This window comes from Allomuricauda sp. NFXS6 (assembly GCF_040148835.1).
GTDB lineage: Bacteria > Bacteroidota > Bacteroidia > Flavobacteriales > Flavobacteriaceae > Flagellimonas.
In genome coordinates, this window is the sequence record NZ_JAGEMG010000002.1 from 316,089 (window position 1) to 342,505 (window position 26,417).

General features: G+C 41.4%; 24 protein-coding genes. 7 read left to right on the forward strand and 17 right to left on the reverse strand.

The features are described from left to right. From J4E06_RS04675 to J4E06_RS04730, 12 genes are all read right to left on the reverse strand, one after another. The gene (locus tag J4E06_RS04675; RefSeq protein ID WP_349522882.1) at nt 1-747 is read right to left on the reverse strand and encodes an SDR family NAD(P)-dependent oxidoreductase; all 747 of its coding nucleotides are present in this window, start codon (nt 745-747) and stop codon (nt 1-3) included. Further along, complete coding sequence (locus J4E06_RS04680) at nt 744-1,682, reverse strand: Rossmann-fold NAD(P)-binding domain-containing protein (RefSeq protein ID WP_349522883.1); 939 nt, start codon at nt 1,680-1,682, stop codon at nt 744-746. Before J4E06_RS04680 ends, J4E06_RS04675 begins: the two co-directional genes overlap by 4 nt. Beyond that, on the reverse strand, nt 1,682-2,806 hold the full coding sequence (locus J4E06_RS04685) for an aspartate aminotransferase family protein (protein ID WP_349522884.1): 1,125 nt from the start codon (nt 2,804-2,806) through the stop codon (nt 1,682-1,684). Before J4E06_RS04685 ends, J4E06_RS04680 begins: the two co-directional genes overlap by 1 nt. A gap of 109 nt (nt 2,807-2,915) precedes the next feature. Beyond that, nucleotides 2,916-3,710 (reverse strand): pyrroline-5-carboxylate reductase, encoded by a 795-nt coding sequence (proC, locus tag J4E06_RS04690; protein WP_349522885.1) that lies wholly within the window; start codon nt 3,708-3,710, stop codon nt 2,916-2,918. Between the two features lie 107 nt (nt 3,711-3,817). Then, entirely contained in the window at nt 3,818-4,804 is a 987-nt protein-coding gene (gene argC, locus J4E06_RS04695) for an N-acetyl-gamma-glutamyl-phosphate reductase (RefSeq protein WP_349522886.1), read from the reverse strand. 88 nt (nt 4,805-4,892) lie between these two features. Beyond that, nucleotides 4,893-6,080: an argininosuccinate synthase gene (gene argG / locus J4E06_RS04700; protein WP_349522887.1), complete on the reverse strand. Its 1,188-nt coding sequence runs from the start codon at nt 6,078-6,080 to the stop codon at nt 4,893-4,895. Between the two features lie 145 nt (nt 6,081-6,225). Then, complete coding sequence (locus J4E06_RS04705) at nt 6,226-6,840, reverse strand: GNAT family N-acetyltransferase (RefSeq protein WP_349522888.1); 615 nt, start codon at nt 6,838-6,840, stop codon at nt 6,226-6,228. 221 nt (nt 6,841-7,061) lie between these two features. After that, nucleotides 7,062-8,414, reverse strand: a complete 1,353-nt coding sequence (gene mptB, locus J4E06_RS04710) for a polyprenol phosphomannose-dependent alpha 1,6 mannosyltransferase MptB (RefSeq protein WP_349522889.1) — start codon at nt 8,412-8,414, stop codon at nt 7,062-7,064. A 9-nt stretch (nt 8,415-8,423) separates the two neighbouring features. Further along, the gene (locus tag J4E06_RS04715) at nt 8,424-9,908 is read right to left on the reverse strand and encodes a cellulose synthase family protein (RefSeq protein ID WP_349522890.1); all 1,485 of its coding nucleotides are present in this window, start codon (nt 9,906-9,908) and stop codon (nt 8,424-8,426) included. Continuing rightward, a complete protein-coding gene (locus J4E06_RS04720; RefSeq protein ID WP_349522891.1) occupies nt 9,909-10,598 on the reverse strand; it encodes a glycosyltransferase family 2 protein in 690 nt (229 codons plus the stop codon). It abuts the gene before it with no gap. A 272-nt stretch (nt 10,599-10,870) separates the two neighbouring features. Further along, the gene (locus J4E06_RS04725) at nt 10,871-12,475 is read right to left on the reverse strand and encodes a 4Fe-4S binding protein (protein ID WP_349522892.1); all 1,605 of its coding nucleotides are present in this window, start codon (nt 12,473-12,475) and stop codon (nt 10,871-10,873) included. A gap of 9 nt (nt 12,476-12,484) precedes the next feature. Further along, a complete protein-coding gene (locus J4E06_RS04730; RefSeq protein ID WP_349522893.1) occupies nt 12,485-13,834 on the reverse strand; it encodes an NAD(P)/FAD-dependent oxidoreductase in 1,350 nt (449 codons plus the stop codon). A 128-nt stretch (nt 13,835-13,962) separates the two neighbouring features. Here J4E06_RS04730 and J4E06_RS04735 point away from each other — a divergent pair, with 128 nt between their 5' ends. The 3 genes from J4E06_RS04735 (at nt 13,963) to J4E06_RS04745 (ending at nt 17,025) form a co-directional block, all read left to right on the forward strand. Next, nucleotides 13,963-14,982, forward strand: coding sequence for a glycoside hydrolase family 113 (locus J4E06_RS04735; protein ID WP_349522894.1), 1,020 nt, complete (start codon nt 13,963-13,965; stop codon nt 14,980-14,982). A 95-nt stretch (nt 14,983-15,077) separates the two neighbouring features. Next, entirely contained in the window at nt 15,078-16,007 is a 930-nt protein-coding gene (locus J4E06_RS04740) for a hypothetical protein (protein WP_349522895.1), read from the forward strand. Next, nucleotides 15,964-17,025, forward strand: a complete 1,062-nt coding sequence (locus tag J4E06_RS04745) for an N-acetylmuramoyl-L-alanine amidase family protein (RefSeq protein WP_349522896.1) — start codon at nt 15,964-15,966, stop codon at nt 17,023-17,025. The genes J4E06_RS04740 and J4E06_RS04745 overlap by 44 nt, the downstream gene beginning before the upstream one ends. 5 nt (nt 17,026-17,030) lie before the next feature. On the opposite strand, the gene arsM is transcribed toward J4E06_RS04745, so the two are convergent. From arsM to J4E06_RS04760, 3 genes are read right to left on the reverse strand one after another with little or no spacing between them, the layout of a single operon-like run. Beyond that, nucleotides 17,031-17,996, reverse strand: a complete 966-nt coding sequence (gene arsM, locus J4E06_RS04750; RefSeq protein WP_349522897.1) for an arsenosugar biosynthesis arsenite methyltransferase ArsM — start codon at nt 17,994-17,996, stop codon at nt 17,031-17,033. Further along, the gene (locus tag J4E06_RS04755; RefSeq protein WP_349522898.1) at nt 17,993-18,808 is read right to left on the reverse strand and encodes a purine-nucleoside phosphorylase; all 816 of its coding nucleotides are present in this window, start codon (nt 18,806-18,808) and stop codon (nt 17,993-17,995) included. Before J4E06_RS04755 ends, arsM begins: the two co-directional genes overlap by 4 nt. Next, nucleotides 18,805-19,419 (reverse strand): TIGR04282 family arsenosugar biosynthesis glycosyltransferase, encoded by a 615-nt coding sequence (locus J4E06_RS04760; protein ID WP_349522899.1) that lies wholly within the window; start codon nt 19,417-19,419, stop codon nt 18,805-18,807. The genes J4E06_RS04755 and J4E06_RS04760 overlap by 4 nt, the downstream gene beginning before the upstream one ends. A 204-nt stretch (nt 19,420-19,623) precedes the next feature. Here J4E06_RS04760 and J4E06_RS04765 point away from each other — a divergent pair, with 204 nt between their 5' ends. Then, nucleotides 19,624-21,171, forward strand: coding sequence for a glycoside hydrolase family 32 protein (locus tag J4E06_RS04765; RefSeq protein ID WP_349522900.1), 1,548 nt, complete (start codon nt 19,624-19,626; stop codon nt 21,169-21,171). Between the two features lie 71 nt (nt 21,172-21,242). Then, a complete protein-coding gene (locus tag J4E06_RS04770; RefSeq protein WP_349522901.1) occupies nt 21,243-22,775 on the forward strand; it encodes a pyruvate kinase in 1,533 nt (510 codons plus the stop codon). A 463-nt stretch (nt 22,776-23,238) separates the two neighbouring features. On the opposite strand, the gene J4E06_RS04775 is transcribed toward J4E06_RS04770, so the two are convergent. Further along, nucleotides 23,239-23,466, reverse strand: coding sequence for a hypothetical protein (locus J4E06_RS04775; protein WP_014032240.1), 228 nt, complete (start codon nt 23,464-23,466; stop codon nt 23,239-23,241). A gap of 294 nt (nt 23,467-23,760) precedes the next feature. Here J4E06_RS04775 and J4E06_RS04780 point away from each other — a divergent pair, with 294 nt between their 5' ends. Together J4E06_RS04780 and J4E06_RS04785 are read left to right on the forward strand one after the other, a co-directional pair. Beyond that, nucleotides 23,761-24,057: a hypothetical protein gene (locus J4E06_RS04780; protein WP_349522902.1), complete on the forward strand. Its 297-nt coding sequence runs from the start codon at nt 23,761-23,763 to the stop codon at nt 24,055-24,057. An 84-nt stretch (nt 24,058-24,141) separates the two neighbouring features. Next, entirely contained in the window at nt 24,142-25,665 is a 1,524-nt protein-coding gene (locus J4E06_RS04785; protein WP_349522903.1) for a GH3 family acyl-acid amido synthetase, read from the forward strand. On the opposite strand, the gene J4E06_RS04790 is transcribed toward J4E06_RS04785, so the two are convergent. Further along, the gene (locus J4E06_RS04790) at nt 25,660-26,295 is read right to left on the reverse strand and encodes a hypothetical protein (protein WP_349522904.1); all 636 of its coding nucleotides are present in this window, start codon (nt 26,293-26,295) and stop codon (nt 25,660-25,662) included. The genes J4E06_RS04785 and J4E06_RS04790 overlap by 6 nt on opposite strands. Nucleotides 26,296-26,417: the final 122 nt, after the last annotated feature.

Genomic DNA, 26,417 nt, shown 5'->3' on the forward strand with positions numbered 1-26,417 from the left:
TTATGTATTTATAATCCCTCCATCTATGGTCACTGTGGTTCCCGTAATCCAAGAACTATCATCAGAAACCAAAAAAAGCACAAGTTTAGTAATATCTTCAGGTGTGCCCAACCTTTTTAACAGTGTAGTCTTTTTCGCATTTTCCACAGCGGTGTCCGGTTGCTCAAATGCTTTGGCAGATTCCCACAATAAGGGAGTGTCTACGGGACCGGGACAAATAGCGTTCACTCTAATTTTTGGGGCATAATCAACTGCCATTTGCTTAGTTAAGGCAACAGCTGCTGCTTTTGAAGCGCAATAAGCCGGGTGATTCGGGAAACTCTTAAAGGCGGCAATGGATGCATTGATCAAAATATTGCCTTGCGGTTCTTTCTGTAAGTAGGGGAGCGCATATTTACAAAGATAAAATATGGAACTCAAATTGGTGTCGATGGTCTTACGCCATAAATCAATAGAAAGATTCTCAACATTTCCAATACCGAGAACACCAGCATTCAACGAAAGGATATCCAGCTTGCCAAAAGTTTCCATCGCTGTATCGACCAGTTTTTTGTTGTAAGATGGATCGGTAACATCTCCTGGAACAAATACGGCATTGCCAAGATTGTTTTCCAACGCTTTACCGCTTTCTTGGTTTCTGCCCGAAAGCACCAAATTGGCTCCTTCACAAGAAAGTGCCTCGGCTATGGCTTTTCCCATGCCACTTGTTGCGCCAGTTACAATACAGACCTTATCCTTTAGTTTCATTTGTCTTCCAATATTTTCTTTAATACAATTTGAGCTGAGAAAATCCTGTTTTTTGCTTGTTCCACTACTAAGGATTGTTCACTGTCCAAAACGGCATCTTCCACGATCATGTTTCTTCGAACAGGAAGACAGTGCATAAACTTGGCTTTTCCCAATTTGTCTTTTGTGATGGTCCAATTTTTATCGGTACTCAGTACTTTGCCATAATCAGCATAGCTGCTCCAGTTTTTTACGTAGACAAAATCGGCATCCTCCAATGCTTTGTCTTGGTCGTATTCTATTTGGCATCCTTGGGTCAATTCTGGATTAAGTTCATATCCTTTGGGATGCGTAATCACGAAATCCGCCTCCTGCTTCTTCATCATCTGAATAAATGAATTAGCTACGGCGTGCGGCAATGCTTTTGGGTGCGGAGCCCAAGAAAGCACGATTTTGGGCCTCTTTTTGGTTTCGTTTTCCTTCAAGGTGATGGCATCTGCCAAAGCCTGAAGCGGGTGTCCCACCGAACTTTCCATATTTACCACGGGGATTGTCGCATACTTGGCGAACCCGTTGATGACTTCCTCCGCTTCATCCTTTTCTTTTTCGACCAATCCCGCAAACGCTCTTATGGCCACAATGTCGGAATATTGTGAAACCACTTGTGCAGCTTCTTTAATGTGTTCCGAGGTACCTTTGTCCATTACGGTGCCATCACCATATTCCAAAGCCCAGCCTTCGTTCCCGAAATTCATGATCATTACTTCCATACCAAGGTGCATGGCCGCTTTTTGTGTACTTAAGCGTGTCCTAAGACTATTGTTGAAAAACAACAAACAGATTGTTTTTCGTTTGCCCAAATCTTCAAACTGATAGGGGTCTTTTTTTAGTGTTATGGCTTCGTCCACCCAATCGGGCAGGGATGCTATATCGTTTACTGTTAAATAATGCTTCATTATAATGTTTTTTTCAGCGCTTCAAAAAATAGGTCTATGTCTTCTTTGGTGATGTTCAAGGCAGGCAAGAAGCGCAATAATTTTTTGTTTTTGGCACTTCCCGTGAACATATGCTGTTCCAAAATCATTTTTTTTCTTAGGTCGGCGATTTCGAAGTCAAACTCCAGACCTATCATCAATCCTTTTCCTTTTACGTTTTTGATTTGTGGTATCTCTGCCGCTTTTTCCTTAAAATAAGCACCGAGTTCAGCAGCGTTGTCCATCAAATTTTCATCCTCCAAAACTTCCAGAACCGCAAGACATGCTGCACAGGCCAGATGGTTACCGCCAAAGGTGGTGCCCAAAAGTCCGTAGGAGGGTTTAAAAGAGTCATGAATCAAGATACCACCAACAGGAAAACCGTTTCCCATACCCTTGGCAATAGAAATGATATCAGGTTTGATTCCATGATGCTGAAAAGCGAAGAATTTACCACTTCGTCCGTAGCCTGATTGTACTTCATCGGCAATAAGAACCACATTGTTTTCTTTACATTTTTCAGCAATGTACTGGAAGAATTCTGTGGTAGGTTCGTCCAATCCACCTACTCCTTGAATGGCTTCCAAAATTACGGCACAATAGTTATCGGAGGTGATTGCTTTTTCAAAAGCCTCTTTATCGTTCAAAGGCAAAAAAGTAACCTCTTGTTGTTTGTTGATGGGTGCATTGATGCTCGGATTGTCCGTTGCGGCAACGGCGGCTGAGGTTCTCCCATGAAAACTATTGGTGAAAGCGATTACTTTGGATTTTCCGGTGTGAAAAGAGGCCATTTTTAAGGCATTTTCATTGGCTTCTGCCCCTGAATTACACATAAAAAGATCGTAGTCCTCACAGCTGGACATTTCTCCTAATTTTTTGGCCAATTCCTTTTGCAACGGATTTTGGACAGAATTGCTGTAAAACGCCATGTTGTCCAATTGCTCCTTGATACGTTTTACGTAATGTGGATGTGTGTGACCAATGGAAATTACGGCGTGTCCTCCATAAAAATCCAAGTATTTTTCTCCTTTATCATCCCAGACCTCAATGCCTTTAGCCTTTACGGGAGTGACATCATAAAGTGGATATACGTCGAATAGTTTCATAATCTTTTATTTGTCACCTCGAGCGCAGTCGAGAGGTGTTTTTATATTTTTCTTCAATAAAGGTCTCGCATCTCGACTCCGCTCGATGTGACAGCTCGACCTAACATTTTTATCCTTTTCTGATTTGGCTTATTTTTTCAAATGAGGAAACAATTCCCTTGATCAATGATGAGCTCAATCCTTGGTGTTCCATTTCGTTCAAGCCTTCAATGGTGCATCCTTTTGGCGTGGTCACGCGATCTATTTCTTCTTCGGGATGACTGCCGGATTCAATTAATAGACTTGCGGCCCCATTACAGGTATGCATGGCCAGTTCTTGAGCTTCTTTTGCATCAAACCCCAATTGTATGGCCCCTTGTGTTGTGGCACGAATCAAACGCATCCAAAAAGCAATACCGCTGGCACAAATCACCGTTGCCGCCTGCATTTGATCTTCTGGAATTTCCATGGTATGACCCATGCGGTTAAAAATGGCCTTGGCCAAGTCAACCCGTTTTTTGCCGGGCTCGTTACTACAAATACAGGTCATTGACTTACCCACAGAAATAGCCGTGTTGGGCATACTTCGGATAATGAATTTATCATTGCCTATGATTTCCTCGATTTTCGGAATGCGGAAACCCGTAATGGTGCTGATCACCACGTGCTTTTCGGTGAGCAGGTCTTTGGTTTCTTCCAAAATGGAGGCAAAATGCCCCGGTTGCACCGCAAAAACAAGGATGTCCGAATTTTTGACTGCTTCTTGGTTATCCGAAGTGACGGTTACATTGCCGTATTTTTCAAATTCCTTGATGGATTCGGTGTTCCGTTTGGTGAGGTACATTGTGGTGGCTCCGTTGCTGTGCAAAATGCCTTTGGCAATGGCCATTCCCAAATTTCCCGCTCCTATAATGGCTATTTTCATGGTTTCTTTAGTTTTGTCATCTCGAGCGCAGTCGAGAGATGTTTCAAGTTTTTGAATATGGTCTCGCATCTCGACTCCGCTCGATGTGACAGCTCGACCTCATAATTTTAAAACACGCCCGCCTTTAACAACAGACCTTCGGTTTCCGGGAAACCGAACATCAAACTCATATTTTGTACTGCTTGTCCGGATGCCCCTTTCAATAAATTATCAATGGCCGAGGTCACCAAAAGGAGGTCATCGTACTTATGCAAATGGATGTGGCATTGGTTTGTGTTTACCACTTGTTTCAAATGCAGTTCATCTTCTGACATATGCGTAAATGCGGCATCTTTGTAAAAGTCGTTGTACAACTGTTTTGCTTCTTCCAAGCTGCCGTCGTATTTGGTGTAAGCGGTGGCCAAAATCCCTCTGGTAAAGTTGCCACGGTTCGGCAAGAACATCAGCTTGCCTACGGAGTTTCCGAAGGAGTTCAAGCTTTCACCGATTTCTCCCAAATGTTGGTGTGTAAAAGGCTTGTACCAAGAAACATTGTTGTTCCTCCAGCTAAAATGTGAAGTTGCGGACAATCCAACACCTGCACCGGTACTTCCCGTAACGGCGTTTATATGGACATCATCGTTCAACAAACCTGCTTTTGCCAAGGGCAACAACGCCAATTGGATGGCAGTGGCAAAACAACCTGGGTTGGCAATGGCCTCTGCAGCTTGTATGGCAGACTTGTTCAGTTCGGGAAGCCCATATATAAATCTTTGACCGTTAAAAACAGAATCAGCTTGTAATCTGAAATCGTTGCTGAGGTCGATGATTTTTGTTGATGCTGAAAATTGGTTCTCGTTCAAAAACGAGGTTGAATTGCCGTGTCCTAAACAAAGAAAAACCACATCAACTTCTGGATTTATTTCTCCAGAAAACTTCAATTCCGTTTGTCCCAGCAAATCCTGATGAGCAGATGTGATGGGTTTGTCCGCTCTTGTGGTGCTGTACACAAAGTCAATTTCGGTTTGGGGATGATTGAGCAATAGTCTGATTAGCTCCCCACCTGTATATCCAGAACCTCCTATGATTCCTGCTTTAATATTTTTTTTTCTCATATCAATGGAGAATTATTTATCGTCATGCTGAATTTATTTCAGCATCTCACTCTAATGAGACCCTGAATCAAGTTCAGGGTGACGGCTCTTAAATTTTATTGTTTACGTGGTTTGCAATTTTTCCGGAGTTGGACAAAATCTTGATGAAACCTTTGGCCTCATCAGCGGTCCAACCTTTGTTCATTTCTCCATAACTTCCAAAAGAGGCGTTCATCAAATCGTGCTTGGAAGTGATGCCGTTCAATTCAAATCGGTAGGGATGTAAGGTGACGAATACATCTCCCGATACATGTTTTTGGGTATCTGTCAAAAAGGCTTCGATGTTTCGCATTACCTCGTCCAAATAATTTCCTTCGTGCAACAACATCCCATAAAAATTCCCCATTTGCTCTTTTTGGTATTGTTGCCATTTGCTCAAGGTATGTTTTTCCAACAAATGGTGCGCTTTTATAATGATCAATGGTGCGGCAGCTTCAAAACCGACCCTTCCCTTGATTCCAATAATGGTATCCCCTACGTGGATATCCCTGCCAATGGCATATTTGGACGCAATGGCGGATAATTTTTCGATGTTGGCAACAGGGGTGTCCTGCTCACCGTCAATGGCTACCAATTCACCTTTTTTAAAGGTAAGCTTCAACTTTTTGGGCAGTTCTTTTTCCAATTGGCTCGGGTAGGCACTTTCGGGCAAGGATAAGTGGGAGGTCAAGGTCTCGTCACCGCCTACGGATGTTCCCCATAATCCTTTGTTGACGGAATATTTGGCTTTCTCCCAAGAGTAGTCAATACCGTTTTGTTGCAGGTACTCAATTTCTTCTTCCCTAGCCAACTTTTTGTCCCTGATCGGGGTAATGATTTGAATTTCGGGCGCCAAGATTTGAAAAATCATATCAAATCTTACTTGATCGTTACCGGCTCCGGTACTTCCGTGTGCGATGTATTTGGCACCAATTTTTTTGGCGTGGTTCACGATTTCTATGGCTTGAACAATTCTTTCCGCACTTACCGAGAGTGGATAGGTATTGTTCCGAAGCACATTTCCAAAGATGAGGTATTTCACCACTTTGTTATAAAAGGTGGTAACTGCATCGATGGAGGTGTAGGAGCTAGCCCCCAAGGCAAGTGCCTTTTCTTCGATCTCCACTATTTCAGATTTGCTGAAGCCTCCCGTGTTTACGCTTACCGCATGCACTTCAAACCCTTCTTCCTGTGATAGATATTTGGCACAATATGAGGTATCCAATCCGCCGCTATAGGCTATAACTAATTTTTCCATTTTTCTTTTAGTTTGTCATTCCTGCACTTCGCTTTGCTCAGCATAAACTCCAGCAGGAATCCATTTAATGTCTTAGTTTTTAAGTATTCTCAATGGTACGACTGCTCCTTCGACTACGCTCAGGATGACAGCTCGACCTGACAATTTATTTATCTTTCTTTTTAAGAAAAAGGCTTTCTTTTATGCTTTTGAGCCTTTTAAAAGCTTTTTTGTTTATTTTTTCAGGTTCTTGTTTTTGTGCTTTTGGGTCGTGCAACATCCCTGTACAAAGGCACATTTTTCTTTCGGTACGTGTTAGAATATCAAAATTCTTACAGGTCTGACAGCCTTTCCAGAATTCAGGGTCGTCCGTAAGTTCGGAAAAAGTAACGGGTTTGTATCCGAGCTCGTAGTTCATTTTCATTACGGCCAAGCCCGTGGTGATACCAAAAATTTTGGCATCGGGGAATTTTTTTCGTGATAGGTCAAAAACTGCTTTCTTGATTTTTTTGGCGAGCCCTTGATTTCTATAATCGGGATGCACAATCAATCCAGAATTGGCCACAAAGTCTTTGTTTCCCCAAACTTCGATATAGCAGAAACCTGCAAACTTATCACCATCCAGAGCAATGATGGCGTTTCCGTTCTGAAGACGTTTGATGATGTACTCGGGCGTACGTCTGGCGATACCCGTACCTCGAACCTTGGCCGATTCGGTAATGGTATCACTTATGATCTGTGCGTATTTAAAATGTGATTCGTTAGCAACAATAATTTCCATTGCAAGCGATAATTCTGTAAAAAATTGAAAAAATGTATTTGGAGATTTTGCGGAAATGGACTCACCTATTTCCAATAGTTATATTGCACCCTTACGGGCGACGACGGCGGGGAGTAAACGGACTGATCGGAGCAGTGATGCTCAAAGTAGATAATATATACAGTTGTCCTTTCATTCAGGGGCTAATGTACAAATTAATTCGAATTGGGCTAAAGTTGCGGTTACTTTTTGAAGAAATATAACTTTTTCGGTCTGCTACCTATCATTTCGTAAATAAAAAAGCCAATTACCAAAATGTATTCAACGGCTAACAACCACAAATTTTCTTTATAGTCTGGGTTGGAGTAGGCATAATAACTTAAAATGATGGTACAGGACCATACCAGAGGGAACCTGTAATCGGTAAAGATGGCAAAGCCCAACAAGAACACCACGTACCACGGATGAACGGTGCTGGAAAGGAAATAGTAACAGGCCAGTGCAAATACCATGGAGGTAATGACACTTTGCAATTTTTGGTTTTTCCTTAGGAACGTAAACAACAACACAATTACAATGATGGCCTTTGTAAGCATGGAGCCGTAGGAGTCAATAAGTTCCCAAGGTTTGGCTTCGTAATAGGTAACGGCAATCTTTTTTACCACATTGTACATACTGGCGTTGAACTCAAAATTGGAAAACCACAGTCCGACTGTCTCCGCATAGTTATCGATAAAAATAGGAGAGTAAAATGGTAGTAGTAGGGCTGCACATCCCAATATTACCAGTGTGTAAAAAACGACACTCTTTTTAAATCCAAAATATTTTAGGAAGATGGGCAAAAAGAGGATAGGCATTAATTTTACCATGATAGAGATGGCATAAATGGGTGTTGCCCATAACCACTTGTTTTTTGATATGAGGTACAATGCCCAAACAAAAAAGAAGAGCATTACGCCTTCAAAATGGAGGTTTCCCGTAAGCTCTATGATAACTAAAGGATTCAAAAAATACCAAAACGCCATGTGGTTGGCCTTGTTAAGGTTTTGCAATAGCTTTCTTCCGAAATAAAGAACACCCAAGTCTGCCAAGATTACAGTTAAACGCATGGCAATCATGGAACCCATCACACTTCCTTCCCCTAAAATTGATGCGAGTGCAAAGAGAACTTGGTTTACTGGGGGGTAGTTGCTGTAGTGCCGAGCGTTTAGAGCACTCATGCCTTCATGGAGCTCATTCATGCTGGTAAAGGACACCATCCCTTCTTCCATAATTTGGTCAGGGGTATACAAATATGGGTTGATGCCATTTTTAATGAGTTCACCATCCCAAATAAAGCGATAAAAGTCTTGCGAAAGGTTAGGCTCTGCAATCAAAAATACCAGTCGAAACAGAATTCCAACAATCAAAAGAAATTTGAAGTTCCATTTTTCGAACTGGATGATTTTATAGGTAAGGTAAAAGGTGGCTCCGAAGAGCATAAATAGCTTAACAAAGTCGGTACGAACCAAATTGTAAGCGAAGCTCCAATAGAATAAAATACAAGCGACAGCAAATAGTATCGGGTATCTGTGCAGTCGCCAGTAAGATTGCATGGTTTTGTTTTATGCTTTGGAAGTTAAGGATTTAAAAAATACAAATCCGAAACCTAAGAACAACATTAAGTGGAACGGGAACAATCCGTAGTCGTTCAATGGTATGGCACTGTACATTCCGAAAAGAAAATAGATCATTAAGGCAAACTCCAAGATCATGTTGGGCGATAATTTGGTGGTCAAATATTTATTGCCCTTCCAAGTGTCTTTAATGCTGTTGATGTTGAATTTTGGGGTTCTTACAAATTCGCTTCGCTTGCCCAAATGTCCTTCCAAAACGGCAACGGTATTGTGCAAAGAGAAGCCCAATGCCACAGAGAAGAAAGTAAAGAAGAGTTTAATATAGTCCACAAAATTATCAAAACTACTGCCCTGAATGCTTTTGTAGGTAAACCAATAACACACAAATAGGATGATGGTACTCAAAATGAAGAAGCTGGTAACTTCAAACACCCAACCTAAATGTCCGTAAGTGTTTTTGATGTAGAGCATGGGAATGCTCAGCAAAGCTACGGTGAACACGCATAGGAACATAGAGCTGTTCAATAGGTGCATTACACCATGGAACTTGGTTTTAAAAGGTATGTTTTTGGACGTGATGACACTCCAAACAGTCTTTCTAAAGTTTTCGGCCCCACCTTTGTTCCAACGGAATTGTTGCGAGCGTGCTGCACTGATTACAACGGGAAGTTCAGCTGGTGTCTCCACATCTTCCAAATATTTGAATTTCCAGTTTTTCAGCTGGGCGCGGTAGCTCAAATCCAAATCTTCGGTAAGGGTGTCTCCTTCCCAGTTACCAGCATCAAAAATGCACTCTTTTCTCCAAATACCTGCGGTACCGTTAAAGTTGATGAAGTGTCCTTTCGAATTTCTTCCTACTTGCTCTAAGGTAAAGTGGGCATCCAAAGCAAAAGCTTGGATACGGGTAAGGGTAGAATAATCTCTGTTGATGTGTCCCCAACGGGTCTGCACCACACCAATTTCCTCATCCTTAAAATAAGGAACGGTCTTTTTCAGCCAATCGGACTCTGGAAGGAAGTCTGCATCAAAAATGGCAATAAAATCGCCTTTGGCGATTTCCAAACCTTCTTTGAGGGCTCCTGCTTTAAAACCTTGTCTGTTTTCCCTTCGTATATGTTGAATGTCCAATCCAGTTTCTTGAAGCTCTTGTACCCAACGAGCCGTTTCAATTACAGAATCATCTGTGGAGTCGTCCAACACCTGGATTTCCAATTTGCTTTTTGGGTATTCTATTTTGGCAATGTTCTCCAACAAACGCTCCATTACATATTCCTCGTTGTAGATAGGAAGTTGAATGGTTACGAATGGAATTTCTTTGGGATCGAGCAGGTTAAATTTTGGAGCTTCTTCGTTTCGTTTTTTGTAGCCCAGATAGTTGATCAGCAGATTCAACTGCGCAAGGCTATAAAAGAAAATCAAAAGCAAGGCGAAACTATAAATAGCAATGATGATGTAAGCAATAGCAAGTCCCATTTATTTTAAACTGTATTTAAAGATCCAACCCAATATTTTTATGCCCGCAAATATAGTACCTTTTACCGTACCTGATACTTTTGAGATGCCAATTCTTCGTTTGTAACGTACTGGTACTTCGATATATGACATTTTTTTCCTCAAAACTTTCAATTGCATTTCCACAGTCCATCCATAAGTGGTGTCCTGCATGTCCAATTCTTTGAGCTTTTCATATTTTATCGCCCTAAAAGGTCCCAAATCCGTAAACTTTGACCTGAAAAATAATCGCATTAAGAATGTGGCCAATTGGTTCCCAAAAACCTGTTGTGGGGTCATTGATCCCGGTTCGCGAAGTGATTTTTTTCGTGCTCCGACCACAAAATCGATGTCATTTTCCAAAATTGGGGCGACAATCTTATCCAATTCCTCTGGATAATCTGAATAGTCTCCATCGATAAATACGATAATATCGGGTGTTTTGGATTGTTCGGAGATGTAATTTAATCCCTTTAAACAGGCAAACCCATAGCCCTTGCGGTTTTCGGTGATTACGGTTGCCCCCGCTTTTTTTGCATTTGCAATGGTATCGTCAGAGGAACCGTTGTCGACAACCACAATTTCAGATACTTGTTGGGGCAATTCTGAAACTACCAAACCAATGGAATCTCCTTCGTTGATTGCTGGGATAATGACTTTGATATCCGCCATTGGCTGGGAATAAACTTTAGTTACCCCATTGTGCATTATGATTGAAATTCGTCAGTTCGAGTGATTTTTCGCAAGAAAAATTGTATCGAGAACCAGAATTTCAAGTCAAAACCCGATTCTCGATAAGAAATTCCTTTGGAATTTCACTCGAATTGACGGATTTTGATACATGAAGCCTTCAAAATGCACAACAGGTTTTAGTTAATGTTTAAGTTGCCAAAACTAAAATTTTCCATGGATTCTACCTTGAATTGTTCAAAAAGAAAAGTGATTTACTTCTTGTTTACGAGGGTCATCAAATCCACATCATTGCCCAAAAGCACTTGATTGCTGTCAATTCTACCTTCAAGCGGACCGTTCTCCAATTTGAGGACGCCCCTAGGACACACGGCTGAGCATATACCGCAACCGACGCAACTGGACCTTACGATGTTTTCACCTTTTTGCGCGTAGGCACGCACATCAATGCCCATTTCGCAGTACGTTGAGCAGTTTCCGCAAGAAATGCATTGTCCGCCGTTGGTGGTTATTCTAAATCTGGAAAACAATTTCTGCTGAAAACCTAGGATAGCAGCCATAGGACAACCGAATCTGCACCAAACCCTGCTACCAAATATGGGATAGAACCCGGTTCCGATGACTCCAGAGAAAATACTGCCAATCAAAAAAGAGTACGATTTACGAAGCGTTCCAGATTTGAAGAGAAAAACTTCTCCCTCACCACTAAAAAAGTGGAATCCGATCAACGCAATTATAATCACAAAATATCCGATGGCTCCGCATTGTGCATCTTTTTGAAGCTGATTTCTTTTAAAAATCATCACCCAAGCAAACACTAAGGTCAACAAAACGCCTACGCCGATCAAAAAAGAGCTTTTCGTCAGCCAGTATTTGCTGGTATCAGTCCCCAAATAGGAATAGATGACCGCTGTGGTCATCAAGGTCACAAAAACTACCACGCTATGCACCACCCAACGCTCAATTTTCCATGCTTTGGTAGATTTATCACTCAATTGCCTAAACGAATCACCAGCGGTTTCGGCAAGTCCACCACAACCACAAACCCAAGAGCAATACCATCTTTTACCGTATTTGTATGTGAGTATGGGAGTTATCACAAAAATGGAAAGAATGGCAAAAATCAATAGTGCAAACCCAATTTCCCCGGAGGTTAAGAACATTTTGATACGGTACCCCTCAAAATTATAATAGTTGAGCGGCCAAATATTTTTCAGATCAAAATAAGGGAGGCTACCACCGTCCAAAATCTTGTGACCGTTCAAACGGGCCATCAGTTCTGGAATGATGAACGCAAAAGCGGTTTGAAAGAACATCACGCTCCAAGTGCGCAGTCTTTCGTATCGATTATGACGGTATTTCCAAAGGAACTTGATGCCAAAAATCAAAATGGCCACGGTATAGAGCGTGCCGTAAACAAACCACTGGCTTGCTGGATTTCCGTTCAAGAATATGCTGAGGGGATCAAAAAGGCCGATTACTCCTTTGTTATCTCCATCGCTGACCAAACCTAGATATTCAGGATAAAAGTAGAGCACAATGTAAAAGCCTGTGAGTGCAAGACCTGCCATCCAGCCCCATAAACCGCGGCTGGAAATTGACTTGAACCAAACCCCATCGTTTTTGATGCCGGGCAATTTTCTGGAATAGGCATCCCAAGAGAACAAAATGGTACCAAAGGTGATAGCCGAAAGCGATAGTGTCAACCACAGGGTTTTATTCGGAAATCCAACATTAAAAATGGCCAAAAGCAGAATGCCTAGTCCGGACATTCCTAAAAAAACGGCAATTTTTTGACCGATGCTCAAACTTTTTGGTGGTTCCCCGGTAAGGGCCATACTTTTGTCGTACGTGCTCATAATTATAGGTTAGGCAATCTGGAAGATGCGTTTTAGGTTTTTCTTTTTCAGTTTGATGGATTTTCCAAAATCGGAATTGTATTTGGATACGATCTGCGCTTCAAAATTTTTATAAAATTCAGGGTCAAAATTGGCATCTACGAGATGCTCCATTACATAATCGACATTTCTTTTATCGTTGAGCCAACGGTCAAAGATTTCGTGTCGTAAACGAATGCCAAAGGTATTGATGCCCAAGAGTGTTTCGGAATCTTTATCAAACGCTAGGGTGATACAGATTTTTTCTTTGGGATGCCTCCAATGAAAATGAGCTTCCGTTTCTTTTTTTCTTTTTTCTGAAAATACCCAACCATAGGTTTGGTATTCGATATCCAGAAATTTGGCTGAGTTGAACCAGTGTCCGGGTTTGTATTCCATTCGGTTGTCACAAATGGTCTGGGCAAGGGTTTCTCCCATCATCCGGCCCGTGTACCATACCGCTTCAATAGGTCTGCGATTTCCAATGGCTTCATGCTGCTCGGCACAATCACCGATAGCAAAAACATCTTTAACATTGGTCTCCAAAAATCGATTTACTTTAACACCACGGCCCAATTCAATGCCCGAATCTTTGAGGAAATCAATATTTGGAGTAACGCCAGCCGTCAAGCCCACCAGATTACATTCAATTTGTTCACCCGATTCGGCAAGGGTCACGGATTTTACTTTTCCGTGTTCATCTGAGTTGATTTCTTTGAGCGAAGCACCCAAACGCAGGTCAATATGGTGTTCCCGAATATGTTCGTTGATCATTTCTGATTCGCCTTTGGGTAAGACGCCGTTCCAAAAACTGTCCTCTCGAACCAAAAAAGTAACAGGAATGTTGCGAGTGCGAAGCATTTCGGCCAATTCGATGCCGATTAAACCGCCGCCCACAATTACAGCGCGTTTGCAGACCTTATTGTTGGGGGCATTTTCTTCTAAAAGTTCCAAGTCTTGTTTGGAGTAGAGTCCTTGGACCCCATCTAAATCTTGACCGGGCCATCCAAATTTATTGGGTTTGGACCCCGTAGCTATAACGAGTTTGTCATAATTAAGGTCTGGTGCTCCATCAATTTGAACAATTTTTTCTTGAGTGTTTACATGCGAAACATAGCCCTCTACCAATTCAATTCTGTTTTTCTTCCAAAAGTGGTTTTCGTAGGGTTGAGTATGCTCAAATTTCATGTGCCCCATGTACACGTACATTAAAGCGGTTCTTGAAAAGAAATACTTGCTTTCGACCGAAACAACAGTGATTTTTTTATCGGAAAGTTTCCGGATATGCCTAGCAGCGGTAATTCCGGCTATTCCATTTCCAATGATGACAATATGTTCCATGGGTTGGCTTTGATTGTTTTATATGTCGAGTTTTATGGAAAGAACTTAACAGTGAAATGGAATTTAATAAGAATTTGGCAGCTAAATGATGCTTTAAAATTATTATTTTAGAGGGTTCCACAATTATTATGAAGAAAGTAGTTCTATTATGGGTCTTTATTTTTGCCTCTTGCGGTAGTGGCAAGTTAGCCAAAGTCAATGGTGTCAGTTTTGTCTCGTCCCGGGAAGAAGTGGCTCAACATCATATTGCCCCTGTTCTGGATATTCAGGCCAATTATGCGGCCATTATGCCTTTTGGCTTTATCCGTGATTTGGATTCGCCCGAATTGGTTTTTGATTCGGACCACCAATGGTATGGGGAGAGAAGGGAAGGAGCCAGGCAATACATTCAAAAAATGCATCAAAATGGGGTGAGCGTGATGGTAAAGCCCCAAATCTGGATCCATAGAGGTGAGTTTACAGGAAACATGAAGATGCCAACGGAAAAGGATTGGAAGCAACTGGAAGTAGCGTACGAACAATTTATACTACTATATGCAGCACTGGCCGAGGAAACCCAGAGCGATATGTTTTGTATTGGAACGGAGTTGAAAACCTTCGTAAACGAGCGACCTGAGTTTTGGAACAGCCTTATCCAAAAAGTAAAAAAGGTATACCACGGTGAACTTACCTATGCTGCCAACTGGGACGAATATGCCAAAACACCGTTTTGGGGTCAATTGGATTACATTGGGGTGAACGCCTACTTCCCATTGTGCGAAAAAGAAAATCCAACCATTCAAACACTTACCGAGGGATGGCAACCTTGGAAAACTGAAATGAGGGAACTATCCAAACAAGAAGATAAACCTATTCTTTTTACGGAGTTTGGGTACCGAAGTATGGACTTTACCGGCAAAAAACCTTGGTTGGTCGACCGAAACCAAATGAATGTTAATCTTCAGGCCCAAGCCGACGCCACGCAGGTAATCTTTGATGAATTTTGGAATGAGGATTGGTTTGCGGGCGGCTTTGTTTGGAAGTGGTTTATGCAGCACGATCAGGTAGGGGGGCACGAGGACAACCGCTTTACGCCCCAAAACAAACCTGCCGAATCTGTAATCCGAAGACAGTTTGCAAATGTAAAGCAATCCAGTCTTCAGGATTAATAAATTAATTTGTCCGAAATTTTGGGCTAATTCGTAACCGAGCTACGTGTTTTTTTACCATATTTGCAACACATCCCACCCAAAGACATACAATAATGAAATCACGATTATCCCTTCTTTTTTGGGTTTGGGCCTGTACGTTCATTTTTGCACAGGAAAGCACTTACTACAAGGTGGTTGCAGAACAAGGAGACGGTATTTTTTCCCTGCTCCGCAAACAAGGATTGGATCCTGCTAAACACTATGGAGAATTTTTGGAACTCAATTCGGACAAGATAAAAAAAGGAAGCGCGCTAAAACTGGGTGAGGCATATAATGTTCCCTATGCTGATGATTCCTTTAAGAAGACCGGAGTAATGGTCGAGGCCAAGAAAGATGCGGAGGAACCCATTTTTGATAAGGAACTTGCCCAAATGTCGCTAAAAAGTAATAAACTCAAGGATGCTGTCTACTACTTGATTACCGAAAACAGTACTGAGGGAGATAAAGATTTTATAAAGGATATCACCCAACGATTGGCAGCAGAGCTAATGGTGAACGGAGCCCAAGTGTATGTGATGGGTGATGAGATTGCCACGGACTTGGGGGGAGATATATTCACAAAAGATGTGTTGGGAGATTATATAAAGGTCGTTAACAAACGTTACTTGCAGAACACGGGTAAATACCAACGGGTATTGTTCATCCGTACTGAAAACATTGTAAACTCAGGCAATTTGAATGTGGCCGTTTATCACTATAACAAAAGCACCCAAGGACAGCGTTTTGCAAAAAACCTTCAAAATGTTTTTAAGGAAAAAAGTATTTCAAGCAAATCTTCCAATGAAGCCAGCTTGATTTTCGAAGATCAGAACAGTCTGTATTTGGCCAGAAACATGCTGCCGGCCATTAGCTTGCTTACTATTGAAAGCGGTTCCAGTATATCGGACAGCAAGATTTCCCTCAAACCCAACAAAAAAGAATTTGCCAACTTGATCAGCAATGGCATTATTAATGATTATGTTGATTTGGAATTTGAGAATTAAAATGAAATCTTTTCAGTTTACCGTTTTACTCAGCATTTTACTTCAAGGTGCAATCTGTGCCCAAGAGGAATTTCCAAAAGTTATTGCCCAAGAAGGGGATGGTATCTATTCCTTGCTCAGAAGGCACGGAGTGAGCCCAACAAAACATTACAATAAATTTGTATCGTTGAACGCAGAGGATTTGGGTGAGGACGAATCGTTGTTTATGGGACGTTCCTATGTATTGCCGGATACTTTGGCAACCAAAAAAGTAGAGGAGATTGATCAAGGAATTACCTATCCCATTTTTGGAGAAGATTTTAAAAAGGTGGATGCTGTGAGCAAACGCTTGGACAAAACAGTCTACTATTTAATCTCAGGGCACGGTGGTCCAGACCCGGGCGCTGTGGAAAAGTACCGCGGAAAATTGATTTCTGAAGATGAATATGCTTATGATGTAACCCTTAGGCTGGCCCGTGAGTTGGTATCACATGGTGCGGAGGTACATTTGATTGTTCAGGATGAAAATGATGGAATCCGAGACAGTAGGTTGCTGGAATTGGACACGGATGAGACTGTGCAGTCCAATACTATTCCGTTGAGTCAGTTGGAGCGATTGAAGCAGCGCTCCAAAGCTGTAAATGATTTGTATCTGAAGAATTCTGGGAAATATCAACGTTTACTGGTCACTCACGTGGACAGCCGTAGCGAGGGAACCAATATCGATGTGTTTTTCTACCATCACGAAAAGAGCAAAAACGGCAAAAAACTGGCAGAGAGCATTCACCGGACATTTTTTAGGAAATACAAAAAATTTCAGCCCAACCGATTGTACAACGGTACTTTTATGGAGCGAAGCAGTTTGTACATGGTTAAAAATACGCTTCCTGCCATGGCCTATATCGAAATCGGCAATATCAGAAACAAAAAGGACCAGCGCAGAATTTTAGATCCGGATAACCGACAGGCTTTGGCCAAGTGGATCTCCGAAGGAATTCTGTTGGACTACGAATCTTCCAAGACTACAATTTCTAAATAAATCACCTAACAACATCCGCCACCATTATAGTGGTAGGTACTTTCGCTAATGTAAATTTCATTCGAAGCATTTGACAAGGCTGCTGCTGTTTTATCACAAACTGCTAGGGGTTGGTTTTGTTGTAGCACGTGTCCTTTTTTGTCATCAAAATAATCTTCGTTGCCAAAATAGATGGCTGTTTTACCTGTAAAAACACAAGGTCCATCCTCTGGCATTGGGTCTTTGATAGCTGCAATTTCAATGGATTCGATATGGATGAGTTCATTTGTAGGGTAATGGTTTGGGGATAATACCCTGTAAGACCGTTTCCCGCGAATCTCGATGGTGCCGAACCCAGCATCGGTCAACACTTTTACATAATCTTTCAATGGAATACTGCCGCTCAGGCATTGCGCTCTCAGTCTATCATCATTACGGAGTTCATCACTCATAGGCTGCTCGCAAATAGGGTCGCTCATCACCAATCTGCCGTGCGGCTTCAAAACACGGTACATTTCGGAAACCGCTTTTTTCAAGTCCTCTATTTTAAAAATATTGAAGAGGCAATTTTGGGCGGCCACGTCAATACTTTCATCTTCTACTGGTAGATGTAATGCATCACCTTTGACCAAGTTCACATACTCACTTTTGAACCAATCGTTTTCTTGTTCGGCAATTTTGAAGTTTTTTCTGGAAGCCTCCAACATTTCATCTACGGAATCCACTCCTGTTACACCTCCTTGTTGTCTGGAAAAATAGGAGAATTGAAGCAGTTCCATTCCGCCACCTACCCCTACATAAAGTACTTTGGGATTGTTCACCAAATCCTGTGCGGAAACGGTGCTGCCACAGCCATAGTTCATTTCTTGCATAATCTTGGGAATGGAAAGCCCGGGAAATTGCCAAATGGGGTTGGTGGTACAGCAAAGCCCAACATCTGGGGTTAGGGCGGCCTCTTTATAGAGGTCTTGGGTGGCATCTAAATAGCTCATAGTTCTTTGATTAATTCTTGAAACAGCTTGATCATTTTTGGCTCCGTTTGCTTTGCTATTTTTATAATCTCCTGAACTTCAACGGGTTCTAGATTATCTGGGTCACATTCATCGGTCAATACGGATACCGCTACAATGGGTAGTCGTAAATGATTTGCAACAATTACTTCGGGAACCGTACTCATTCCCACAGCATCGGCGCCCATAATTTTGAGCATTCTATATTCGGCCTTGGTTTCGAGTTGTGGGCCAACTACCGAAACATAGACTCCTTTTTTAAGTGATATATTCTCTCTTAACGCAATAGCTTCCAATTTTTTGCGCATGTCCAGGTCGTAGGGTTCGCTCATATCAACAAATCGGTCGCCAAACTCTCCTACATTTTTAAAAGCTAAGGGAGAACCTCCTTGAAGGTTGATGTGATCTTCTATCAACATAATATCCCCTTTTTTAAAGTTGAGGTTGATGGCACCTGCCGCATTGGAAACAAACAATTTCTTGATGCCCAATTGATGCATAACCCGAATGGGATAGGTGATGTCCAGAAAATCATAGCCTTCGTACAAATGAAAACGCCCTTGCATTACCACGGCTTTTTTGCCTTCGATTGTCCCATAAATCAATTTGCCGGTATGGAATTCCACAGTAGCCAAAGGAAAATAGGGGATGTGGTTGTAATGGGCTTCAATGGAATTTTCTATTTTGTCCACAAGTTGTCCCAGGCCCGTGCCGAGCACAATGCCGATTTCTGGGGTTTCAAAACCTCGCTTTTTTAAATATTCAACGGATTCGCCAATCTGTTTTTGTGTCATTCTTGTATATGTTTTAAAAATGGAGCAAAGGCTTTTACATCTTTTATGTCTTTGTAGTAATCCACATCATTTTTCTCATCCATTAGTGCCACTTTTTCGTTTTTGATATCGGAAAGTGTATCCTGTAGAACGGTATCTGTGCCCCAGTTTTTATTTTGGAACAGTTCAGGTTTTATGGATTTCATCCCCAAAAGATAGTAGCCGCCATCTTCAGCGGGACCCACAACATAGTTGTGGTCTTTAAATTTTGAGAAAGCCTCTTCCAAATCGGATTGGTTTAGGTGGAACATATCGCTACCAATAACGATGATATTTTCAAAACCGGCTTGGAATCCTTCTTTAAAGGCATTCATCATTCGTTCGCCCAAATCCTTTCCTACCTGAAGTTTTTTTTGGTAAACATTGTTGTCCCAAATATCATCTTGCCAAATCTCCTCCGAATAGTAGACCCATTTTTCAACCTTAAGATTTTTAGTGAACGTGACGGTATGGTCCAATAAAAATTTATAAATATCTAAAGCGACTTTGTTGCCCACTTTAGCGGCCAATCGGGTCTTGCATTTACCGAGTTCGGGGTTTCGGGTAAGGATTAAAAGTAGGTTTTTGCTCAACTTATTTAGATTTAGTTGGGGTTTGCAAAACGTTGTTTAAAGATAGGTAGATTTTTGGTTTCATTCCTTTCAAGCATGTGGGAATTATTTTTTTGAATGTAGCCTTGGTTGCCATTCAAAGTGATTATTTCTTGGTTTTCAGAAGCATGTAAGGTGGGAGATAAAATTTCTTTATCTTGAAAAAGATTATTTTAACTTAAGGTAATGTTTAGACTAATTATCAGTTGCATAGTGATGGCTGCACTTGTTTCTTGTAAGGAAAAAAGGGAAGAAGTGCCGAATCAACCGAAAGAGGAATCATTGTACAAGGAGGAGTATCGTCCGCAATTCCACTTTTCACCAAAGGAAAAATGGATGAACGACCCTAATGGGTTGGTCTTTAACCAAGGGGTTTACCATCTTTTTTACCAATATTACCCGGAGGATATTGTATGGGGCCCCATGCATTGGGGACACGCTGTAAGTGAGGACTTGGTGCATTGGAAGCACAGGCCCATTGCACTTTACCCTGATGAGCACGGCTATATTTTTTCCGGGAGTGCAGTAGTGGATAAGAAAAACACCTCGGGTTTTGGTGCAAATGGGAAAACACCTTTGGTGGCCATTTTCACATACCATTCCATGGAAGGGGAGAAGGCTGGAAGGAAGGATTTTCAAACTCAGGGTATAGCCTATAGTTTGGACAATGGCGACACTTGGAAAAAGTATAAGAACAACCCTGTGATTCTTAACGATGGCATCAAGGATTTTAGGGATCCCAAAGTATTTTGGCATGAGCCGTCTGACAGTTGGATTTTGATCTTGGTAGCTGGGGACCACGCCAAATTTTATAGTTCCAAAAACTTAAAGGATTGGACATACTTGAGCGATTTTGGTAAATCGCAGGGTGCCCATGGCGGGGTATGGGAATGTCCGGATCTTTTTCCCTTGAAAGTAGAGGGTTCCAATGAGGAAAAATGGGTCTTGATCATTAGTATTAACCCCGGAGCCCCAAATGGTGGCAGTGGGACTCAATATTTCGTGGGAGATTTTGATGGTACAACTTTTACTTCCGATCAAAAGAATCCTAAATGGTTTGATTACGGAACAGATAATTACGCAGGAGTAACCTATAACAATGTTCCGGAAGAGGAGCGTATTTTTATAGGATGGATGAGCAACTGGGACTACGCCCGAGATACGCCTACAAAGAAATGGCGAAGTGCTATGACGGTGCCCCGAAAATTATCCTTGCACAAAGTTGCGGATGATTGCTTTTTGACAAATTACCCAATTGACAAAATAAGTGGTTTGACCAATTCAACACTGGTCAATGAGGTTGAGGTGGCGGCCAATACATCGGATACCTTACAGGTAGAAGGGCTCAATCAATCAGAGATTCGGCTTAGAACGGCCGCTAAAAATTTTAAATTACTGTTTAAAAATGAACTGGATGAGGCGTTTGTAATGACTATGGATTCCGACAATCAGATTTTTTCTGTAGATAGAACTTTGTCCGGAAAAGTTGATTTTCAAGAAGATTTTGGAGCCAAAAAGCATGTCGCACCTTTAAACGGTATAGAGGGAGATGTAAAAGAGTTCAAAATATTAATGGATTGGTCGTCCATGGAATTGTTTGTGGACCAAGGAATGCTTTCCATGACAGAACAGATATTCCCAACAAGCCCTTACCATACCTTAATTATTGTAAATGAGGATAAGCAGGCTCCCATTGCAATTGAATCCATCAAGAAGATGCAATCTGTCTGGTAATGTTACATTACGCTGATCAATGTCAGTTTTTTTGAACGATTTACTTATGATCTTTGTCATAAATAGTGGGTATGGGTATTACACGGCAACAGTTGCAAAAAATGGCTTTGCAGATTGACGAAGTCATAAATTTGATTCAACGGCAACAGGCTATTGATGGTATTTTGCCTGCTGAGGTGTGTCCGGTTTATAGGGAAAGTGCAAAAAATTTATTGCACTATGCTACCTTCCGAAGTTTTGATGCCCGAAACATGCAAAAGGGTCTAAAGCAATTGGGCTTAACGCGTCTTGCCAATTCGGAAGGGAATATTTTGGGGAGTATCATCAATCTGAAAATTATCGTTAACAGCTTATTGGGAGCTGCTCCAGACCTTTCCAAGAAAGAGTTTTTAAGCATTGGTGATGGTGCGAAATTACTTGTAAAACATACTGATGAACTTTTTGGGACCAATACCAAATCGCGAAGGGTCAGGATTATGGTCACGCAGCCCACCGAGGCAGCCACCAATTACGATATGGTGTTGCAAATGGTAAAAAACGGGATGGACTGTGCTCGAATAAATTGCGCGCATGATGGTCCCGAAGTTTGGAAAGCCATAATTGACAATGTGCGCAAAGCAGCTAAAGAATGTTCCGCCACTGTCAAAGTTGCCATGGATTTGACAGGGTCCAAGGTTAGAACAGGTAGCATTGATTTCACTGTGCAAGGAAAACGATCCAAAGCTTCAAAAAAGAAAGAAAAACAATTTATTCCACTTAATAAAGGGGACCACCTTATTGTTACCGACAGAGAAAATGGAGCAACCCTTCCAGAGTATGATAAAAACGGAATCGTTGTGAAACCTGCGACAATTGGTTGTGTACCTTCTCAAATTATTCAACGTGTAAAAAAAGGAGAGCCCATTTTATTTGATGATGGCAAAATCGAGGGCGAGGTTGTGGAAACGGCTTCGGAATCGTTTCGGGTAAAAATAACACGGGCCAAAGTTGGCGGTGCAAAACTAAAAGGAGAAAAGGGAATCAACCTGCCCACCTTGGATTTGGGCATTTCTGGGCTTACGGACAAAGATCGGGAAGACTTGAAGTTTGTGGTTGCTCATGCGGACATCGTAAATTACTCTTATGTAAACGATGAAAATGATGTTGACGACCTCTTGTATGAATTGAAAAGATTGGGGGCAGATGAAGAATTGGGCATTATTCTGAAAATTGAGACCAATTTGGCGTACAGGAATTTAATAAGCATTCTAATATCTGCGATGCAGCGCAAGCATTTGGGCATTATGATTGCCCGCGGCGATCTGGCATTGGAAGTGGGTTGGAAAAATATGGGAATGGTGCAGGAAGGGATTTTATCGTTTTGCAGTGCAGCCCATATACCGGTGGTTTGGGCCACTCAAGTATTGGAAAGTCTTGCAAAGAAGGGCATGCCCTCAAGGTCTGAAATAACCGATATTACTTCTTCGGTTCAAGCTGAATGTGTAATGTTGAACAAAGGACCTCATGTAAATGAAGCGATATCTTTTTTGGATGAGGTACTAATAAATGTGGAGGATTATCACTACAAGAAAGAAGTTTTGTTACCGAGAATGAACTGGAATTAAAAAAGGGCACCTGATCAGGGGCCCCCTATAAAGACACATTACTAACTATATTGGGTTTGTGTTAGTGTTTAGTATAGTTAACTAATGTAAAGGTAGATACTGCTTAAAAGAGCGTAAACGGATAGTGCAATTACAACGTACCAGAATAGGTACCCTAGCTTTGCTTCCATAGTGTTCATTTTTCTGAGTGTTTGTATTTAGTTGAGTTAAAACTATAGCTCTAAATTATCTATAACACCCATTAATACAATCCAGTTTTTTATTGGTTGCAGTAATTAAGACATAATTGGTTATAAATGTTATGTAAATGGAAAAAGTATTGTTCTTAGGTAATAGGGTGCTTAGCGAAATTGAGTTGTTCGCTGAAAAACAATAATTTAGGAAGGTTTTGGGAAGGGGAACAAAAGTTTTTTGGGAAGGGTATTGGTTTTGGAACCACCAACACCCTTCCACAAAAGGTATATTAAACCAAAGGGGAACCTTTGAGGCGCTTTTCTATTTTACGCTTCTTTGCGGTAATGTTTTTCATGGTTTCCATTAATTTGGAATCCTTGGTTTTTTTATAAATCTCGTTTATGGAAAGAATCAAGCTTTTTGCTTCCCTTGAGGCCTTAACCCTATCGCTGGTGGACATGTGGCTCATGGGCCTTTTTTCAAACTCTTCCGCCTTTTCTAGTAATTCGTGGGTCATTTTTTGTTTTTAAAATTATTCGCAATCGGCTAAATATAAGAGTTAGTTTGATATTTTTTGCCTATGGAACTATTTGATTTCCATATTTATGAAAACATTAAGAAGTGGATCGGCTAAAGTGTTGAAAAAAACCCAATAAAAATGGATTTGGGGGTTAACGGGTTGATAATGTGTCCTTAGCTCGCAAGAAATAAGATGGGCCAAGGAAAGCAGGAAGATGTTTTTAATGTTAAATAAATGTAACGTAATTGTAAAACAAATATTATTTGGGCTATTTTTGTTGAAAATTTTGACTTGGAAATAATCTGGAAAAATCTAAAGGATAAAAGGGCATTGCACCATGAGCGCAAAATCAATTTAGAATATGCGGTCCGGCTTCAGGTAGTTAGAATACTCATAAAAGAAGCCGAACACCTTATGGATTACCTTTCTTTGGTCGTTGTTCAAATCGATCCTGGCAATGGAAACGTTTCAATACATCGGGATACACCAGAGCCTCTTTATTCCAAAATTGCCAACAACTTGGAACAGCCTGTTGCCAGAGATGTTTTCACCGATTCCTCTTCTTTATCGGCCGCTGTAAATGCTTAAGATGATTTACGTCAATCTAAAAATGGATTGAGTGAAACTTTCCTGCGTTATTAGGGTAAATTTAAACACATAAATTACCGATAAATGGCAATCATAGGAAACATTATAAAAGGGGTTATCGAAGCTCGGGATGCGCTGAGCAAGGAAAATAGTCCGGTCGAAGAGCAGAAAAAGACCTTGGAGACATTATTGGCCAAGGCAAAGAATACTCAATTCGGAAAAGAATACGTTTTTGATTCCATTTTAAAATCCAACGATGTCCAAAAGGCATTTTCCAAAGCGATACCCTACCACGATTATAAAAAAATAACCGATGAATGGTGGAGCAAGACCATTCAAGGCGAAGCGGACGTTGTCTGGCCGGGAAGCCCTGATTTCTTTGCTCTTTCTTCGGGTACTACGGGAAAAAAACCCAAAAGAATTCCCGTTACCGGAGATATGTTGGACTCCATTACCCGAGCTGGAAGGCAACAGGTGTTTGCGATGAGCAATTTTGATATGCCCGCCGATTTTTTTGAGAAAGAAATCATGATGTTGGGGAGTTCTACCAATCTGCAGGAGCGCGATGGTAAAAAAGAAGGTGAAATTAGCGGCATAAGTGCCAGTAACATTCCTTTCTGGTTCAAAAAATACTATAAGCCCGGTGACCAAATCGCCAAAATAGATGATTGGGACGAGCGTGTACTTTCCATAGCACAGAATGCCAAAAATTGGGATATTGGCGCCCTGAGCGGCATTCCTTCTTGGATGGAGCTGATGCTCAAGAAAGTAATAGACTATCATAAGGTGGACAATATCCACGAGATATGGCCCAACTTACGGGCTTTTACATCGGGTGGAGTGGCGTTTGACCCTTACGAGAAAAGCTTCAATGCCCTATTGGGCCGCCCCATTCAAATTATAGATACCTATTTGGCGTCCGAAGGATTTTTTGCCTGTCAAAACAGGCCAGAGACCACTGCGATGAAACTTATCACGGACAACGGAATCTATTTTGAGTTTGTGCCTTTTGAACCTGAGTATGTCAATCAAGATGGTTCGTTAACGGATGATGCACCCTCCATTACCTTGGACGAGGTTGAAGCAGATGTGGATTATGTTTTGATAATATCGACCGTGTCCGGTGCGTGGCGATATATTATTGGAGACACCATTGCCTTTACCGATGTGGAACGAGCCGAAATAAAAATCACGGGACGTACCAAATTCTTTTTAAATACCGTGGGATCACAGCTTTCGGTGAACAAATTGAATGATGCCGTAAAACATTTGGAGGAAGAACTGAATATTAAGGTTCCTGAATATACACTTTGTGCGAAACGTTTTGATGACGGATTTTACCATACGTGGTATTTGGGTTCCGATGAGCATTTGGACGAAGAAAAAACGGCCAGCGTCCTGGACAGCTACTTAAAAGAAGCCAACAAAAATTACAAAGTTGCCCGAAGCAAAGCTTTGGAAGGGGTGAAGGTAAATTTTGTGCCCCAGCAAATGTTCGCGGATTGGAACGGTGCCAATAAGAAAAAGGGCGGACAGGTAAAAATGGAAAGAGTTATGGGAGAGGACCGTTTTAAGGAATGGGAGGCATTTGTTTCCCAAAACTTATAACAATCCATTGTCATTTAGGGAATCTTGCTCTTTGACCATTTCCATAATTTCATCGGGAGATAGGTAATATTGCTTTATTCTTGTTTTGTAGGTTTCATCAATTTCCGAATGGTCGAGTATAAAACGCTTTGTTTTCAGAATATATTCGGACATACCTCGCGATACGGCAAAGGAATCTGCAGCACGCTCCGCTTTTTTTACGAACTCCTTCAACAACACATACCGAACGCCAAAGCCTACAAGATTCAGGTTTCCCCGCTCTTGGTAATCCATAACGTGCCCAAGTTCGTGACCTACCCATCCTATCAAAACATCTGTAGGCATGTCCACCGTTTTAAATTCTTCGCCGGAAATTTTGAACTCTTCACTGATAAGAATTACGTAGCTACGTTTGCTTTTGGGCTTTAGCAGTGCGCTCCAGGTCGGCTGGGCCTGCATTACGGATTTTCTTATGTTTTTTTTGAATTTGAATTCAATAGGAATGCCCTTAAGTTCCGGAAAATGCCCTAGGGCAGTCTCCACCTCTGGTCTAATACTATCTGGGATGGTGTTTTTGAGTTCTTTCAAAATAAGGATGATTAAAAATACGGATATGGACAGTAGAAAAAGTAATTTTAGTTTTCTTTTCAAAATTAAAGGGTTAAAAAAAGAGGTCGTCTAAAAAGCAACAAAATTTTGATTTTGTCAGGTTGAGCGCAGTCGAAACCCATTGATTATCAATATGCTTTAGGTTCTCGACTGCGCTCGAACTG